The organism is Desulfatibacillum aliphaticivorans DSM 15576 (assembly GCF_000429905.1).
GTDB lineage: Bacteria > Desulfobacterota > Desulfobacteria > Desulfobacterales > Desulfatibacillaceae > Desulfatibacillum > Desulfatibacillum aliphaticivorans.
Window position 1 is genome coordinate 367,559 of sequence record NZ_AUCT01000002.1, and the last position, 15,835, is coordinate 383,393.

Here is a 15,835-nt window from a genome sequence, read left to right on the forward strand (position 1 = left end):
TGTTATGAAAGATAGCTCCGTCACGCCCTCCCTTCCTCCCTGGCTCCAGGCCATGGCGGACTGTATAATCTCCCCGGACGGACTGTCCCGGGTTCTTCCCATAGATTTTCAGGCCATGGGAAAAGCTGCGGAAACCTATCCCATGCGGATCACCAAGTACTTCCTGTCCCTGATTCGCGAGCAAAACGATCCCATCGGCAGGCAGGTCATTCCCAGCGCAGAAGAGCTTTCCGACGCAAGCCTATCGCCTGACCCTTTGTGCGAAGAAGACCAGTCCCCGGTTCCGGGCCTGATCCATCGCTACCCCCATCACGTATTGTTTCAGGTGGAAAACCGCTGCGCCGTATACTGCCGCCATTGCCTGAGAAAGCGCAAAGTGGGCGGCGTAAAACCGGTCACGGCGGAAGCCCTGGCCCAGGGCGTGGACTATATCCGTTCCAATCAGGAAATCCGGGAAGTGGTGCTTTCCGGCGGCGATCCCCTGGTGATGGAAGACGACAAGCTCCTGGATCTACTGGGGAGGCTGCGCGCCATAAACCACGTCCGCACCCTGCGCGTTCATTCCCGGATCCCAGGGGTTCTGCCCCAAAGAATTACGCCGGAGCTGGCCAAGGGTTTGGCGGATTTTCATCCCCTGTACATGAACATTCAGTTTAACCATCCCAGGGAAATCACACCCGAGTCGGAGGAGGCCTGCCGCATCCTGGCGGATCAGGGCGTTCCCCTGGGCTGCCAGACCGTGCTGTTAAAGGGAGTGAACGACCACGAGGCGGTATTGCGGGAGTTGATGGAGGAACTGCTGAGGATTCGCGTCAGGCCCTATTATCTGCATCAATTGGACCGGGTGAAAGGCGCGGCCCATTTTCACGTTCCCATAAGCCGGGGCGTTCAACTCATGCAGGCTTTACGGGGAAGCATTCCCGGCACGGCCATCCCCCATTACGTGGTGGATCTTCCCGGAGGCGGCGGCAAAGCCCCCCTGCCCGAAAGCATCGTCGAACAAAAAGAAAACGCCGTCCTGGTTCGCAATTTCGAAGGAAAAATCTTTCGCTACGAGGAAGGTTAGTCCTTGTTTCAGCTTACGGCCGACACTGTAGAGCGGATCATCTATGCGGTGATGACGATCTGCAAAGGTGGAGGTAATCTCTTTAGGGTGGAAGCCCATTTGTTGGGTTTCGCACGTATGCATCCGGCGTTGATCATCATTCCGGCAAAAATAGGCAGCCTCCGTAGGAAAGGTTTGCAAGCTCTACCCAACCTGCGCTTCCGTTGGAGAGATTGTAGGTCGGGTTACGAAGTCCGGCTTGGCGTTTCACGCGACCAAAAACGCTGGTGGACTTCAAACCCGACAATTTTTTTTGTTGGGTTTCGTAAACTCTACTCCACCTCGCGCCATAATAAAATGCGGGCTGGGAGAATGGAAAATAAATCGTAAAAATATTAAGGCCTTCCCGAAAATTGAGAAGGCCTTTTGCAATTTGACAAGCTATTCCTGGGGATACCGCGTTGTATACTATTCACTGGGGCAGGAAGCCGGGGCGAATTCCTGGACGTCTCCGGCCCGGGCTGTAATGCAGACCATCCTGGGTTTGTAGCCGGCTTTTTGGCCCAGCCGGTTGCCTATCACGCGCACCACGGCGAAGACCACGCCCATCAATCCAAAGGCTGCCAGGGCCGCCGTGGCGGAAGGATCCATGCCCAGGGGCTCGCCCAGGCTGTTTCCCCAAAAGGCGCCGCCGATAAAGGCGATCATGGGAATGACGTACACCAGAAAGATGGCTTTTAAAAAGGCTTTGTCCGAAACCCGGACCTTGACCTGATCGCCCATCTGGGCGTTAAGGCTGTTTTCCACCTCAAAAAACATATCCTTGCCGCCGCCCATCACCCGGCAACCGTCCCGGGCTTCGCAATGGTCGCAGCATTCGTTTCTGTGGGATTTCACCCTGACTTTTTTTCCGTACACGCCAACTACAACGCCGATATCGTCCGCCATTTTTCACCTTCCGTCTCCCGGGGGCAGCCCGGGTTGATAGCCCCGATTTTATGCAAACCGTTCACAAATAAATATAACCCTTTTGAAAATTATTGCAAGGCGGTTGGGGGGCGGGCCAAATGTCCGGGCGAAAAAAAACCGGGAGGGGCTTTGGGGCCGCCTCCCGGTTTGATGTTCATTTATGAATGCTTACGCCGCTCTTTTGCCTTTCTGGTAGCAGATAAGGCCGCACTGGAGGCAGCGGGAGGCTTCGGCTACCGCCTGCTCTTTGGGGTAGCCTTTTTCCAGCTCCGGAGCGTCTTCCGTTCCCGTCTTCTGCAAGGGCATGATTTCCCTGGGAATGGGCGGCACGGCGTCCAGCATGAAAACGTCCTGGACATAGACCGAAGGCGTAACCACATTTTCGGGCAGGAAGGCGTCTTCGCCGTTCATGATCATGTGGACCGAAGCAGCCGCGCGGCGTCCGGCGCCAATGGCTTCCACCGCCGCGGAGTAATCGCTGACCGGATCGGCAGGAGCAAGCAGGCCGGGACTGAAGTCGTCCTTGGGCTTTTTGTAAGGGGGCGCGCCGATCCATTCCAGAGGTCCTTCGGCGGGAACGGCCGGCGATTCGGTTCCGTCGGATTCCTCAGGCTTGCGGATGAAAACCATCTCCGGGGCGCGGCCGGAGCCGAGAATCAGGTTGCTGCAGGATACGACCTGTTTTTCGTTGGAGGTGAGATCCATGATCTCCACCTGCTTCAGTTCCGCATCCTGACCGAACAGCCTGGTGACAGCGGAATTCTGAACCAGCTTGACGCCCTTTTCCTTGGCTTTGGCGATCAAAGCGTCGTCTGCAGCGCCCCTGAGCACCAGGGTCTTTTCCTTGGCCTTGGTCTGGGCTGCAATATCCACCACGGCTGCGCCGCCGCCCACAAAGATTGCGCTCTCGCCCCAGGTTACGGAGCCCGCGTCTTTGGCCACGTCGATCAACAGGTTGGTGTTGGGCAGCACCTGTTTGGGTTCCTTATCCTCGGGCCTGCTCAGCCTTCCGTCCCAGCCGCCGGGGGCGGCCAGTACGGCGTCGTACCCTTCGGCCAGCAATTCGGCCACGGAGGCGTCCCGGCCCAAAGCCGTATTCATCTGGGCTTCCACGCCCATATCCAGGATGCCCTGGATTTCCCAGTCAAAAACCTTTTGAGACAAACGATATTCCGGGATGGCCGTACGCAGGAGCCCGCCCAGAGTGTCGGTGGCTTCCAATACCGTGGGGGCGTGGCCCAAACGAGCCAGGAAAAAAGCAGCCGTCAGGCCCTGGATGCCGCCGCCGGCCACAGCCACGCGCTTGCCGGTCTCGGGGGCTTTGTAGGGCAGAAGGCGTTTGCCGGACTGCATTTCAAAATCAGCGGCAAAACGTTTGCAGTAGTTGATGGCCACGGACTCGTCCACCAGATTCCTGCGGCATTCCGTCTCGCAGGGATGGGGGCAGATTCTTCCGATGACCGCCGGGAAGGGATTGCGCTCCTTGATGATCAGAACCGCATCCTCGAATTTTTCTTCCGCAATGGCGCCCACATAGCCGCGAATGTTAATGCCTGCAGGACATGCGCGCTGGCACGGCGTGGTGCAATCATTGGTGGTATATTCCTTGATGATCCGGCGAGTGACCGAAGACATGTTGATAATGCCTTTGGGGCAGACTCTTTCGCAGGTGCCGCAGCCGGTGCATTTTTCAGCAATGACTCTCGGCAGGCCGTCTTCGCCCATTTCCAAAGCGCCGAAAGGACAGGCCTTGACGCAGCTTCCCAGGCCGAGACAGCCCACGGTGCATTCTTTCATGCCGCCGTTGATCATGGCCGCAGCCCGGCAATCCTGAATTCCTTCATAAACGAACTTGGTCGCTGCGTCCTTCACACCGTAATAGCAGCCGGGCTTGGCGATATCCGGCTCCGTGGCAGCCACGGAAACGCCCATGATGGCGGCGATGGCCGCCGCCAGTTCCTCGCCTCCCGCCACGCAGCTGCTGGGGGACGCTTTACCCGCGGCAATAGCCTCGGCGTTGGCCGAACATCCCGGCATGCCGCAGCCGCCGCAGTTGGCGCCGGGAAGAACATCGTCAATCGCAAGAACCAGCGGGTCCACATAGACATAAAAGATTTTGGAAGCAGCAGCCAGTCCGACTCCAATAATCAACCCCAGGACTCCCAAGACTAAAAACGCTGTTAACACCGGTATTTTCTCCTGTTGTATGCTTACCCTTACGGGTTATTGAATATTGACATCACCGCTTTTGCGGCCAACCCATGAAATAGTCCACCAGTCCCTCCCCGGCGGACTTTTCACCGGTATTGGCGATACCACGACAAGGCCAGGAAGGCAAGAACGGAATTCTCATTACTTTTTACGTTATGTCAAAATTGATCAAACGCATCCCAATTGACAATTCCTATAGATCTAATATATCAATGATGCGGCAACATATGGAGATACAATCCAGAGAAACTGGATTTTCAATGTGAATGGGGCCGGCGAAAGACAGCAGCCGCTCCCTGTTTTTCAGCATCACTGAGGTGTTATGAAATCTAAAGGCAATATCACTATTAACGGCAGGAGCTTTCCTTTTCGCGAGGGGCAAACCATCCTGGACGTTGCGCAAGCTAACAGCCTGGACATCCCCACCCTGTGCTATCTCAAAAGGGCGACATCCAACGGCGGCTGCGGAGTTTGCGTGGTGGAAGTCGCCGGAGGGGAAAATGGCGTGCAAATGCTCCGCGCCTGTGAAACCCCGGCAGACGTATGGATGAACGTCCGCACCGAGTCTCCTATGGTCATCAAAGCCCGTAAAGAGGCGATCCAAAAAATGCTCAACACCGGCAACCACAATTGCGCGGTGTGCGGAACCAGCGACGCAGCGTGGACCGATTTTCAATTGGGCGCCCAGAAATCCGACGAAACCACGGATCTCTGCCCGGTCTGGGGAGACTGCCGGCTGCAGGACCTGGCTTTCAAATATCAGGTGCAGGGACAGAACATTCCTTCGGACAAGGAATATCCCAAAGATTTGGCCAATCCCTTCTTTGTGAGGGATTACTCCCGCTGCATCAAGTGCGGACGCTGCGAAGCGGCCTGCAACGAGGTGCAAGTCAACCTGGCCATCGATTGGAACCGCAACGACAAGGACGCCTCCTATCCCCTGGCCAACGAATTCTGCGTCTACTGCGGCGAGTGCGTCCAGGCCTGTCCGGTGGGCGCTCTGGTGGAAAAGGACGTGCATTACAGTCTCCGGCCCTGGGAAGTGGACAAAAAAGTCCGCACCACGTGCAGCTACTGCGGCGTCGGATGTCAGCTTGAACTCCATGTGCGCGGCAACAAGATCGTCAAGGTGGAAGGCGTGGAAGCCGCCCCCAATTACGGCAGCCTGTGCGTCAAGGGCCGGTTCGGATACCATTTTGTGGGCCACCCGGACCGCATTACTTCCCCCATGATCAAGGAGAACGGCAAGTTCCGCGAAGCCTCTTGGGACGAAGCCCTGGACCTGGTCGCCAAAAGGTTTTCCGAGATCAAGGAAAAGCACGGCGGAGACGTCATGGGCGTTCTGACTTCGGCGCGCATCAGCAACGAAGAAAACTATCTGGCCCAAAAATTTGCGCGGGCGGTCCTCAAGACAAACAACGTGGACCACTGCGCCCGTCTTTGACATAGCTCCACAGTGGCCGGTCTGGCCGCAGCATTCGGAAGCGGAGCTATGACAAACCCCATCGGCGATGTGGAAAAAGCCGAGGTGATTCTCATCACCGGCTCCAACACCACGGAGAACCATCCCGTGTTGTCCACTTACGCCAAAAGGGCGGTTAAGAGAAATAACGCCAAGATTATCGTGGTTGACCCGCGTCAGATTCCCATCACCAAGCTGGCCCACAAGTGGCTCAGACAGAACCTGGGAACCGACGTGGCCTGGATCAACGGGCTGATGCACGTGATCATCAAGGAAAATCTCTACGATAAGGATTATGTGACGAACCGGACCGAAGGTTTTGAAGACCTGAAAGCCGCGGTGGAAAAATTCACGCCTCAATATACTGAGGAGATCACGGGCATTCCCGCCAAGGACATTGAGGAAACCGCCCGGATTTTCGCCAAGGCCAAGTGCGCCAGCATCTGCTACGCCATGGGCATCACCCAGCATATTTGCGGCACGGACAACGTAAAGTCCCTGGCCAACCTTTCCATGCTCACCGGAAACCTGGGCATCCAGGGCGGCGGGGTTAACCCTCTCCGCGGCCAGAACAACGTCCAGGGCGCCTGCGACATGGGCGGCCTGCCCAACGTGTTCCCGGCGTACCAGCCCGTAACCAATCCGGACGTCAAAGCCCGTCTGGAGAAGGAATGGGGCGTTACCGGCATGTCCGGCAACCTGGGCCTGCCCGTCACGGTCATGCTCCCCATGGCTCATGACGGCGTGATCAAGTCCCTGTACATCATCGGCGAAAATCCCCTGGTCTCCGACCCGGACCTGAACCACGCCGAAAAATGCCTGGAGCATTTGGAATTCCTGGTCGTCCAGGACATCTTCATGACCGAAACGGCGGCCAAAGCCGACGTGGTCCTGCCCTCCGCCTGCTTTGCCGAAAAAGACGGCACCTTCTCCAATACGGAAAGAAAAGTCCAGCGCGTGAGAAAGGCCGTGGACGCCCCCGGCGACTGCAAGCAGGATTGGGAAATTACCTGTGAAATCGCCGCGCGCATGGGATACGAGATGAAGTACGACAACCCGGAGCAGATTTTCGACGAAATCGCCCGGGTCACGCCTTCTTACGGCGGCTTGTCGTACAAACGCATTGACAAGGACGGCCTGCACTGGCCCTGCCCCGCGCCGGACCATCCGGGCACGCCCATCCTGCACAAAGGGCAGTTCACCAGGGGCAAGGGGCTTTTCCACGGCATCGACTTTATTCCGCCCGCCGAGCAGCCGGACGAAGAATATCCCCTGTACCTCACCACAGGCCGCGTGATCTACCACTACCACACCGGCACCATGACCATGAAGTCCGATGGGCTCAACGTGGCCGCGCCCGAGTGCTTTGTGGAAGTGTCTCCGGAAGACGCCGTGTCTTACGGGATCAAGGACGGCGACAAGGTTCACATCGCCTCCCGCCGCGGCGAAATCACGGCGGTGGCTCGCGTCATCGACATGACCGGCCCCGGCACCGTGTTCCTGCCCTTCCACTATGCGGAAGCGGCGGCCAACAAACTCACCAACGCTGCGTTGGACCCCGTGGCCAAGATCCCGGAATACAAGGTGTGCGCCGTCAAGATCGCCAAGGCGGCATAAGGCGAAAAACAAGGCTGACTTTCAAGCCTTCAAAAAAATACACTCCCACGCTGGAGCATGGGAGCAAGACGAATCAAAAAGGGGGGCCGAAAGGCTCCCCTTTTTTGATTTGTAGAATTGCCTGAACAGGCAATTTGCTTAAACATCAACAAAAGCGCTGTCGGCCGTTTTGTTAAAACGACGCTGGGTCCCCGCTTGCGGTCGATCCCAAAAAGCGGATCGCCCTTGCGGGGATGACGAACGAATGTGGTAGGAGCAATGTTTGAGGTTGCTTGTTTCCCCACGGTTGGGGCGAAGGCTCATCCACGACCCGTAAAATGCAACGGCCATCTCTCTCCGTCATCCCCGTGAAGCCATGGAGGCGTGATGATTGCGGTTGTTTTGCAATCATCATGAAGCAATGGCGTAAATGGGGACCCAGCGTCCTTTTGAAAATCGCCGTTCGGTTTCAATCGCCTGCGCCTATCACGGAGCCAAGTCGTAGGTCGGGTTACGAAGTCCGGCGGCAAGGTGTTTGGTCGCCAAGAACGTATTTGGACTTCAAACCCGACATGATTAAAGGCTCAAGAACCCTTTTTCCTGGCTTGTTGGACGTGCATGGGGTCGTCGAAATTGATCGACTCGGGATCCACCATAAATTGAAATTCCCCCCGGGCTTCGGCCGCTTTTAACGAGACAAGATACCGCGCATAATTGCCAGGCGCCATTTTGACCATACCCGACCAATCCGCCTCGATGGCGCATTCCGGGCAGGACTTGGCGCACATGAAGCAGTAGATGCATGGCTCCTGGATTTTGGGAGGGTCGGCGGAAATGTCGATTCCATCCACCGGGCATAGGTCTTCGCATTGGCCGCACTGGATGCACTCGTCCTGATTGATGGTGAACCTGGGCATGATCTTGGGCATGATTTCCCGGCTGAGGTTCACCCGGTCCTTTTGCGCCCAATCCGGGATGTGCTCCAGGGTCGGAGGGGCGATCAAATCCTTTTGCCCGTTGGCGATGGCGACGCAGTTTTTCGCCATTGTTTTGCCGAATTCGCAGGCCTGATCCAGGTCTTTTTCCAGCGGGTGGCCGGTGGTGTATGTGGGATGGGGATAAAAGGGCAGAAAGGCGTCCCCGTAAACATGGGTGGAGCCGATGACCGTCACGCCCTTTTCGGCCAGCCTCTCCGCCATGGAAACCAAAACCGGCCCCATTTCGCATCCGTGGGAAGCGAACACAAACCAGTTCTTGCCGTCAAGCTGGGGCAGAGCCTCGATAAAATCCGTCACGTTAAAAGGCTCTTTGCAATAAAACGAGGGGCACCCCAGGCCCACCAAATCATATTCGGCAAAATCGATTCCGCCCGCCTTTTCCAGGGCGACCAGTTCGCATTCGCCCCACTCGGCTGCAATGCCTTCCCGGATGCGTTCAGCCAGTTTCAAGGTGTTGCCGGTCTGGGAAAAAACCACGATCACCGATTGCATTTCCTGCCCTCCCTTGGACGTGAAGTAAATCATTTTTTTCGAATCAGGCTTTGTTGATCGCCTCTCTCCAACGGGCCAGGATTTCCTCCCGCTCGGCATCCTTCATTTTGGGCTCAAAAACCCGGTCCTCCTGCCAGGAAGCGCGGATGTCATCCACTCCGGAAAAAAGTCCGGCGCCCAGGCCGGCCAGGAAGGCTGCGCCTAATGCCGTGGTTTCCACGAGCTTGGGCCGCACTATGGTGCATCCCAGAAAATCCGCCTGCATCTGCATGAGCAGGTTATTGGCGCAAGCGCCGCCGTCCACTTTGAGCGCCTTGATATCCCGGCCGCTTTCCTTTTCCATGAGCTTTAAGATGTCCACGTTCTGCAGGGCGATGCCCTCCAGGGTGGCGCGGGTGATATGGGCGCGGGTGGTTCCGCGGGTGAGGCCGGTCATAATGCCCCTTGCTTCGGGCCTCCAATGGGGGGCGCCCAGGCCCACAAAGGCGGGAACCACAATCACGCCTTCCGAATCCGGCACGCTGGCGGCCAAAGCCTCCACCTGGGAAGCGCTTTCGATAAAGCCCAGGCTGTCGCGCAGCCATTGCACGGCGGCGCCCGCGATAAAGGCCGAGCCTTCCGAGGCGTATTGCATGGTTCCGTCCAAATTCCAGGCGATGGTGCCCAACAGGCCGCCCGATCCAATGGCCGGTTTATCGCCCGTGTTCATGAGCATGAAAGCTCCGGTGCCGTAAGTGCATTTCGCCTCGCCGGGAGTAAAGCAGGCCTGGCCGAACAATGCCGCCTGCTGATCGCCCGCCATGCCGCTCACCGGGATGCCGTCGGCCAGGCCGGGCACGCCTTTGGTGTAACCATACACCTCGGCTGAACCGACAATTTTAGGCAGGATGGACTGCGGCACATCCAGAATGGAGCAAAGCTCCGGGTCCCAGTCCCCTTTATGGATGTCCATAAGAAGCGTTCTGGAGGCGTTGGAAACGTCGGTCACATGGCTTTGACTGCCGGTCAAACGATACACCAGGTAGGAGTCCACGGTTCCGGCGGCTATCTTGCCCGCCGAAGCGGACTCCCGCAAACCGGTCACCTGATCCAGAATCCATTTATATTTGGTGCCGGAAAAATACGGGTCCAGCACCAGACCGGTTTTTTGCCGGAACAGGTCTTCATGGCCTCCGTCTTTCAGCTTTTGGCAGATATCGGCGGTCCTGCGGCATTGCCAGACAATGGCGTTGTGCATGGGCCTGCCGGTCCTGCGGTCCCAAATAATGGAGGTTTCGCGCTGATTGGTAATGCCGATGGCCTTGATGGGCGGGTTTTCCATGCCCCATTCCTTAAGGGCGTCGGCGATTGCGCCGGTTACGGAATTCCAGATGTCCCCCGGATCGTGCTCCACCCAGCCCGGCTTGGGATAAATCTGGCGGAATTCCCGGTATCCCCGGGAAACCAGATTAAGGTCTTTATCAAGAAGCAAAACCGTGGAGCCCGTTGTGCCCTGGTCAATGGCAAGAATGTAATCGCTCATACTCCCCCCTGAAAATGGTGAAAAGTTTAATTTGCTTCACTATGCCCCAACTGCCGGGTTAGATCAAGGCCCATTGCCCATCCAAAAGCGCCGGGGAACAAAATCCTCGACAATGGACTGTATGATGGTTAAAGTATGGTAGAAATTGGATGAAATTGTTAAAGATTCCAACCTATCTAAAAGCCGCCCCTGGAAGGACGTTATGCCATCCCTCAAAAATTCATTTTATCTGCTCATTATTTTTTTAATGCTCGGCCCCCTGGCCGCTCCCGGCCTCGCCATGACGGTATCCGAGGAAAAAGAACTGGGCGACAAGTACCTGAAGTACCTTGAGCAGAATATGGATTTCATTGAAGACCCGGTTATTGTGGAGCCGGTTCGCCAAATAGGGAAGAACCTCCTGGAAGCGGTTCCGGCCCAGCCGTTTGAATTCAAGTTCTTTGTAGCGAACGAAGACGTATATAATGCCTTCGCAGGTCCCGGGGGAATTGTGGTGATCAATTCCGGCCTGATTGCAGCCTTGGACAGCGAGGACCAGCTTGCCGGCATCATGGCGCACGAAATCGCCCACGTGACCTGCCGCCACATTTCGGAAAAAATCGACAAAAACAAAAAGATTTCCGCAGCCACGGCCGTGGGCATGATCGCCAGCCTTGTGGCCGGATTTCCCGCCGGCGCGGTGCTTTCATCCGCAGGAGGCTCCAGCGCCATGCTGGCTTACAGCCGGGCTGATGAAGCGCAGGCGGACGAAATCGGCATCAGCTACCTATTAAAGGCCGGATACAGCGGCCAGGGGCTTGTGGACGCCATGAAGGTCATGCGCGCCAAGACATGGTTCGGCAAGGATCAGGTGCCGGGCTACCTGACCACGCACCCCGCCGTGGAGGACCGTTTCATCAACCTCAACACCTGGCTGCAATCCAATCCCCAGGCCCAAACCGTCAAACGGAATTTGGATGAGTACGCGTACAATAAAATGCGCATTCGGCTGGCTGCATTATACGGAGATCCGAGCCTGACCTTGCAAAAGATGGCCCGGTCGGTGGAGAAGAACCCCAATTTGCCCCTGCTGCATTACGGCTACGGAACCCTGCTGGCCCGGGTCAACCAGCGCACCCAGGCTGTGGAGGAATTGAAAAAGGCCCTGGCCCTGTCGCCTTTTGACGCCGACATTTTACGGGAACTGGGCAAAGCTCAGTTTGAGGCGGGATTGTTCCCGGAAGCCAAAGCCTCGCTTACCAACGCCATTACCGCCGCCCCGGAGGTCCCGGAAGCCTACTTCCTGCTTGGCAGGGTGCACATGGAGTCCGGCGCGCTCCAGGACGCCGCAGCCTCCCTGGAAAAAGCCCGTGAGCTCAGCAATAGGAACTCCGAGGTGTATTATTATCTGGGCCAGGTTTACGGCAGGATGAACGTATTGGACCAGGCCCATTATTACCTGGGGATCTATCACATGAAACGGCGGGACATGAAAAACGCCGATTTTCATCTTAGAAAGGCCCAAAGCCTGGCAAAGGGCAATCCCGAGCTGGAAGAGAAAATCAAAACAGCCATGGAGGAGATGAACGACCAGGACGACAAGAAAAAGGGAAAAGGCGGCGATAAAAATGACAATGAACCGAAGTCATTGACTAATCCCCTGACCAGCTACGGTCCGCAGTTCTCCATGTCCACCGAAAAGGCGGGAAGCTCCAACCCCGGCAAAGTGGACTGGAAGTCCAAGGATTTCCAATAATTAAATCAGCCGGAGGCTGCCGCCTGTTCGGATTCAAACGAGACCACCGCCCCGATCTGCCGGACGGATTCCTGAACAAAAAGGCTCCCGTCTATGGTCAGGGTGATGGCGTTCGTAGGGCAGGCCTCCGCACACCGGCCGCAGCCCCGGCAATTGGCTTGGTTGATCACCGCCTTGCCGTCCACCAGGCTGATGGCTTCCAGGATGCAGGCCTTGCTCACACAGGTTCCGCAGCCCACGCATTCCTCCTGATTGACCATGACCTCCACACCGGGCGCCCGGACCAGTTTTTCCTGAAACACCTCATGCGTATGGGGAATGACGCGGGTGATGCAGCAGCACGGGCAGCAGTTGCAGATGGTCAGGAGTTTCTCCCCCGGCCCTATTCCCAGCCAGACGGTGTCCAGTTTGCTCTTACCCACGGCGTGAATCAAGCCGGCTTCCTGGCATTTACGGATGTGCTCCTTGGCCTCTTCCTTGGAAACGGAACGGCCCCACTTGGGATTGATGCCCCGGGCGGCTTCGCCCATGAAGATGCAGCCAAGATCCCTGGGATAATCCTCACAAGGCATGGAAATCCGGCACAGGCAAAAGTCCATCACAAAGTGGTATTCCATGCTGTCTATCAACTGGTCCACCAACTCCGTGGGCAAGGCCATCTGTCCCGGGTCGTCAACCGCTCGGTTTACTTCCACCACCTCATTCCGGGGCAAGACGATCAGGTGGTCCCCTTCAAAAAACATGTATTCAATCAGGCGTTTTAAAATCGGAACTTTGGTGAGCCCCATCCAGCGCATACTTCTTGGAAAAGTTTTTTCGATTACCGGAAATATCCAGCCGGATCTTGCCATGACCTCTCCCCCCTTTTTTTTCTGTGATTAAGGCGTATCCCCCAGGAATTGCAGTGCGTGCGGAAAAATTAAACGATCGGACAAATTTAAATTCGCATAAAATCCAACCCTTGTCAATTGTTCATTGCATGAATGCTGCAATGGAGGTCGGCAATGCCCTCTGCACTCTCTGCCGGCGCTTTTTTTGGGTCATGGTCAGAGGGCATGGAGACTGGCTCCTGGCAAAAAAAATAACCCCGTCCGGGCGTTAATCCGTGCATATAGCGCGGCGCAAGTCGGACGGGGAGGAATTGCAGATGTACAGCACCAATCATTTTACTGATTGCGAACGTATTTTCTCAGATCAATCCGGATTTCTTTCCGATCATCTCATAGACCCGCACCAGGGGGACGCCCTGCTCCCGGGCGATTTTTTCGCAGGCGTCGTATTCGGGCTTGATGCGCACGGACCCGTCCGGGCATGTGATGCGTTTGGCCCGGATTTGTCCGAACTGAGTGTCCAAAAGGATTTCCTCCCGGGGCAGCTTTTCCCGGGCCGTTTCAAAAAAACGGACTCCCGTGGCCGTCGTCTCCATGAGCAATGTGCGGGCGATTTCGTCCCTGGCGTGTATGGGGCACAGCACCCGCACCAAAGTGGCGGGGCGGTTTTTCTTCATAAACATGGGAATCCAGCCCACATCCAGAGCGCCTTGCTCAAACAGCTTCTTCTGCACGTACCCGAAAATCTCCGGGTTCATGTCGTCGATATTGGTTTCAACGGTCAGCACCGTATCGGTCTGCAGCAGCAATTCGGGCTTGCCCAGGATGACGCGGAGGCCGTTGGGCCGGTTTTCCAGCACTCGGGTTCCCATGCCGTATCCTACGCCCTGAATGGTCATGCGCGGTTGAGGCCCGAACCTGGCCGCCAGGGTGGATACGATGGCCGCGCCCGTGGGCGTGACCAGTTCGCACGGGACGTCCGTGCCATAGGTGGGGCAGTCCTTGAGCAGCAGAACCGTGGCCGGCGCAGGGATGGGCAGCATGCCGTGGGCGCATCGAACGAACCCGGTTCCGTGGGGCAGAGGGGATGACTGCACTTCGTAAACGCCCAGGTATTCCATAGCCAACAGGCTGCCGATGATGTCGGCGATGGCGTCGGTTCCGCCCACTTCATGAAAATGGACGTGATCCACAGTCTGCCCGTGCACCTGGGCTTCGGCATGGGCCAGGCGGCTGAAAATCGCCAGGCCTTTTTCCTTCACCCAGGGGCTTAAATCCGAAAGGGTGATGATATCCCGGATCGTGGCGAAATGCCGGGCGTGGGGCTCGTGCTCCACAATCACCTTGGCATGCTTGCCCGTAATGCCGTGGGTTGTCTTATCTTCCAGCTCCAGGCGGAATTCCTCCAGGGGAACGGCGCGCAATTGCTCTTCCAGCCATTCCCTGGGAACGCCGAGATGCATGAGGGCGCCAAGGGTCATGTCCCCGCTGACGCCGGAGAAGCAGTCAAAATAGGCTATCAGGTTTTTTTCGGTCATCTTTAGCGCTCTTCCGCATGGATCTTGATAATTTCCAGAAGCAGCTCAGCACACTTGACCATATCGGCCACGGCCACGGACTCCCGGGTGGAATGCACGTCGTTCATGCCCGTGCCCATGACCCCGGTCATGACGCCGTGGGAGCAAAAAACATTGCCGTCCGCGCCTCCGCCGGACATTCGGGTGGACACTTCCCGGCCCAGGTTCTTGCCCGCCTTTTTAGCCATGACCACCACCGGGTGGTCGTCCGGGATGTTGATGCCTGCAAAATCCTCGAAAACCTCATACTCCACAAAGGGGCGGTCGCCGGGGTCGGCCAGCTTGGAGCGCTCCTCCTTGATAACCTGCTCAAACGCGGAGGTCATCTTTTCCGTGACGGCTTTCAGCTTGTCCGGGTTATGGGACCGGGCTTCGCCGCAGATCTCCACCAGTCCGGGGACGATGTTGGTGGCCACGCCGCCCTTGATGAGGCCCAGGTTGCACGTGGTTTCCTCGTCAATGCGGCCCAACTCCAGACCGGCAATGGCCCGGCTGGCCAACAGGATGGCGTTGATCCCGTCTTCCGGCTTGGCGCCCGCGTGGGCGTCTATGCCGTGCACCTTGAATTCAATGCGGTTGGCGTAAGGCGCCCGGGTGACGATGCCGTCCGGGTCTCGGGCGTCCAAAGCGTAGCCGTACTTGGCGGATATTTGGGACATGTCAAAGTTCTTGGCCCCCAACAGCCCGATTTCCTCGCACACGGTGATGACCAGCTCCAAGGGGCCGTGGGGAATCTTGTTTTCAACTAGGACAGTGCAGATTTCCAGCAATATGGCGACGGCGCTTTTGTCGTCCGAGCCCAGAATGGTGTCGCCCTGGCTGGTGAAAATTCCGTTCTCCAGCACAGGGACGATGCCCCGGCCCGGCTCCACCGTGTCCATGTGGGCGCTCAAAAGCAAGGGCGGCGCATCCACGGTTCCGGAAAACCGGACGATGAGGTTGCCGCAGTCGCCGTTCACGGCCTCCCCCGCGTTGTCCATGACCACTGACGCGCCCAACTTCTCAAATTCCTTGGTGAGATAGGCCGCCACCCGGGCTTCCTCCCGGGAAACCGAGTCTATCTGCACGACAGTGGAGAAGAAATCGGAAAGCCTGTCTATTTGTATCATTGAAAAAACCTTTCTATTAATTGCGAATCATGGAAAACCGTCGAGTAGTCATTGACAATCCGAGGGCGCATAGTGTACCAAGAGTGCTTCGCGGAAGTGCGCAGCTCACTGGTGGGGCTCCCGGACTTCAAATCCGGTGTGGGGCGCTAACAACGTCCCGGGTGGGTTCGATTCCCATGCACTTCCGCCATTTTTTTATCTTTTGGGCCTTTCCGCCGCCTTCAGCAAAAATCCCCTTATGATTCAAAACCTTGTCTATCCAACGTTCTTTCATGGATCAATAATAGCA

The 15,835-nt window shown here is 56.9% G+C and carries 11 protein-coding genes and 1 tRNA gene; 5 read left to right on the forward strand and 7 right to left on the reverse strand.

The annotated features are described in order from the left end of the window. Positions 1–4 precede the first annotated feature (4 nt). Both G491_RS0103765 and G491_RS0103770 read left to right on the forward strand, forming a co-directional pair. The gene (locus tag G491_RS0103765; RefSeq protein WP_028313628.1) at positions 5–1,066 is read left to right on the forward strand and encodes a KamA family radical SAM protein; all 1,062 of its coding nucleotides are present in this window, start codon (positions 5–7) and stop codon (positions 1,064–1,066) included. Positions 1,067–1,069: 3 nt separating this feature from the next. Continuing rightward, a complete protein-coding gene (locus G491_RS0103770) occupies positions 1,070–1,435 on the forward strand; it encodes a hypothetical protein (protein ID WP_028313629.1) in 366 nt (121 codons plus the stop codon). Between the two features lie 78 nt (positions 1,436–1,513). Here the strand turns inward: G491_RS0103770 and G491_RS0103775 are convergent, their stop codons facing one another. Both G491_RS0103775 and G491_RS0103785 read right to left on the reverse strand, forming a co-directional pair. Then, entirely contained in the window at positions 1,514–1,993 is a 480-nt protein-coding gene (locus G491_RS0103775; RefSeq protein ID WP_028313630.1) for a SoxR reducing system RseC family protein, read from the reverse strand. A 189-nt stretch (positions 1,994–2,182) separates the two neighbouring features. Beyond that, positions 2,183–4,201: an RnfABCDGE type electron transport complex subunit B gene (locus G491_RS0103785; protein WP_028313631.1), complete on the reverse strand. Its 2,019-nt coding sequence runs from the start codon at positions 4,199–4,201 to the stop codon at positions 2,183–2,185. Positions 4,202–4,547: 346 nt separating this feature from the next. Here G491_RS0103785 and fdhF point away from each other — a divergent pair, with 346 nt between their 5' ends. After that, entirely contained in the window at positions 4,548–7,304 is a 2,757-nt protein-coding gene (fdhF, locus tag G491_RS34845; protein WP_084511282.1) for a formate dehydrogenase subunit alpha, read from the forward strand. Positions 7,305–7,867: 563 nt separating this feature from the next. On the opposite strand, the gene G491_RS0103800 is transcribed toward fdhF, so the two are convergent. Then, positions 7,868–8,773, reverse strand: a complete 906-nt coding sequence (locus G491_RS0103800; protein ID WP_035217739.1) for an EFR1 family ferrodoxin — start codon at positions 8,771–8,773, stop codon at positions 7,868–7,870. A gap of 43 nt (positions 8,774–8,816) precedes the next feature. Next, a complete protein-coding gene (gene glpK / locus G491_RS0103805; RefSeq protein WP_028313635.1) occupies positions 8,817–10,295 on the reverse strand; it encodes a glycerol kinase GlpK in 1,479 nt (492 codons plus the stop codon). 202 nt (positions 10,296–10,497) lie between these two features. Between glpK and G491_RS0103810 the strand changes: the two genes are divergently transcribed. Next, the gene (locus G491_RS0103810) at positions 10,498–12,030 is read left to right on the forward strand and encodes a M48 family metallopeptidase (protein WP_028313636.1); all 1,533 of its coding nucleotides are present in this window, start codon (positions 10,498–10,500) and stop codon (positions 12,028–12,030) included. A gap of 5 nt (positions 12,031–12,035) precedes the next feature. Here the strand turns inward: G491_RS0103810 and G491_RS0103815 are convergent, their stop codons facing one another. The 3 genes from G491_RS0103815 to G491_RS0103825 form a co-directional block, all read right to left on the reverse strand. Further along, positions 12,036–12,818 (reverse strand): 4Fe-4S binding protein, encoded by a 783-nt coding sequence (locus tag G491_RS0103815; RefSeq protein ID WP_169829382.1) that lies wholly within the window; start codon positions 12,816–12,818, stop codon positions 12,036–12,038. A 401-nt stretch (positions 12,819–13,219) separates the two neighbouring features. Then, the gene (gene larC, locus G491_RS0103820; RefSeq protein WP_035217573.1) at positions 13,220–14,398 is read right to left on the reverse strand and encodes a nickel pincer cofactor biosynthesis protein LarC; all 1,179 of its coding nucleotides are present in this window, start codon (positions 14,396–14,398) and stop codon (positions 13,220–13,222) included. Between the two features lie 2 nt (positions 14,399–14,400). Beyond that, complete coding sequence (locus G491_RS0103825) at positions 14,401–15,546, reverse strand: M20/M25/M40 family metallo-hydrolase (RefSeq protein ID WP_028313639.1); 1,146 nt, start codon at positions 15,544–15,546, stop codon at positions 14,401–14,403. A gap of 92 nt (positions 15,547–15,638) precedes the next feature. Between G491_RS0103825 and G491_RS0103830 the strand changes: the two genes are divergently transcribed. Then, a tRNA-Sec gene (locus G491_RS0103830) sits at positions 15,639–15,736 on the forward strand. The last annotated feature ends 99 nt before the right edge of the window (positions 15,737–15,835 follow it).

Excerpts from the sequence above, each read along its gene's own strand:
- G491_RS0103825 (WP_028313639.1), bottom strand. The coding sequence starts at position 15,546 with ATGATACAAATAGACAGGCTTTCCGATTTCTTCTCCACTGTCGTGCAG.
- glpK (WP_028313635.1), bottom strand. The coding sequence starts at position 10,295 with ATGAGCGATTACATTCTTGCCATTGACCAGGGCACAACGGGCTCCACG.
- G491_RS0103800 (WP_035217739.1), bottom strand. The coding sequence starts at position 8,773 with ATGCAATCGGTGATCGTGGTTTTTTCCCAGACCGGCAACACCTTGAAA.
- G491_RS0103775 (WP_028313630.1), bottom strand. The coding sequence starts at position 1,993 with ATGGCGGACGATATCGGCGTTGTAGTTGGCGTGTACGGAAAAAAAGTC.
- G491_RS0103765 (WP_028313628.1), top strand. The coding sequence starts at position 5 with ATGAAAGATAGCTCCGTCACGCCCTCCCTTCCTCCCTGGCTCCAGGCC.
- G491_RS0103810 (WP_028313636.1), top strand. The coding sequence starts at position 10,498 with ATGCCATCCCTCAAAAATTCATTTTATCTGCTCATTATTTTTTTAATG.
- G491_RS0103815 (WP_169829382.1), bottom strand. The coding sequence starts at position 12,818 with ATGGGGCTCACCAAAGTTCCGATTTTAAAACGCCTGATTGAATACATG.
- larC (WP_035217573.1), bottom strand. The coding sequence starts at position 14,398 with ATGACCGAAAAAAACCTGATAGCCTATTTTGACTGCTTCTCCGGCGTC.